1 protein-coding gene is annotated in these 1,179 nt (G+C 38.7%); it reads left to right on the top strand.

The window, feature by feature from the left end; all coding sequences use genetic code 11:
* Positions 1–395 precede the first annotated feature (395 nt).
* Complete coding sequence (locus FA727_RS25700) at positions 396–1,040, top strand: reverse transcriptase domain-containing protein (protein WP_158318983.1); 645 nt, start codon at positions 396–398, stop codon at positions 1,038–1,040.
* Positions 1,041–1,179: the final 139 nt, after the last annotated feature.

Genomic DNA, 1,179 nt, shown 5'->3' with positions numbered 1-1,179 from the left:
AGAAGAAGAAGAAGAAGAAGAAGAATAAGAAGAAGAGGTTAGAAATCTGGAGGTGCGCAAAGCACTGCCACCTCCTGGTCTCAAGCTAATCACTGTCTGATATTTATTGAGAAAAAAATCTATTTATTCCTAGTGTTGTTATTCCTAATAGAGATATTATTAATCTAGTAGTTGATGAACCAATAGTTGGTCAAAATGAATCTGTTGTTGAAGAGCAGAATGTTCTAACTATTGTAAATGCTGATATGCCTTTGAAGAGGTCACAAAGGACTAGGAGGTCAGCTATTCCTGATGGCTATGAGGTTTACTTACAGGAGCATGACTTTGACATAAGCGATGATTCAGATCGATCAAGGGGTTCAAGATTCTTTTGTCCTTCTCACACCACTAGAATCGTGGAATCAGACAGGGCCATTTATTTTGAGGATGATTTTGGTTTTGATGATAGTAATGGTCCAAGAGAGCCTCAATTTAGAGAAGAAAGTGTATTCATTCCTAGTCTTGTTGTTCCTGATAGAGATATCATTAATCCAGTAGTTGATGAGCCAACAGTTGGTCAGAATGAACCCATTGTTGAAGAGCAGGATATACCAGTTATTGCAGATACTGATGTGCCTTTGAGGAGGTCACAAAGGACTCGAAGATCAGCTATTCCTGATGACTATGAGGTTTACTTGCAGGAGCATGATTTTGACATAAGTGATGATTTAGATCCAATCACTTATGAGGAGGCCATAAGCAGTTCATATTCAAATTTTTGGTTAGATGCAATGGAAGATGAAATGAAATCCATGGCATCAAATGACGTTTGGGATTTGGTTGAGTTACCAGAGGGTAGCAAGCCTATTGGGTGCAAATGGGTCTTTAAGACTAAAAGAGACTCCAATGGTCAAGTGGAGAGATATAAGGCTAGACTTGTAGCCAAAAGGTTTAGCCAGAAGGAAGGAATTGATTACATAGAGACATTCTCTCCAGTATCCACAAAGGATTCTTTTACAATCATTATGGCGATTGTGGTGTATTCTGATCGATCAGTTTAAGGAGGCTTTCACTACAGAATATTGTCTCCCTACATATTGTGAGGCCAAGAGACGGGAGTTTGAGGGATTACGTCAGGGGAATATGTCTGTCTCTAAGTATGAGCAGAAATTTTAGGAGTTTTCAAAATATTGTATGCAT

It is taken from the genome of Robertmurraya kyonggiensis (genome assembly GCF_005116465.1).
In the GTDB taxonomy this organism is placed as follows: Bacteria; Bacillota; Bacilli; order Bacillales; family Cytobacillaceae; genus Robertmurraya; species Robertmurraya kyonggiensis.
Note: the sequence above shows the minus strand (reverse complement) of the source record. Positions and strands in the feature narration are given on the sequence as shown.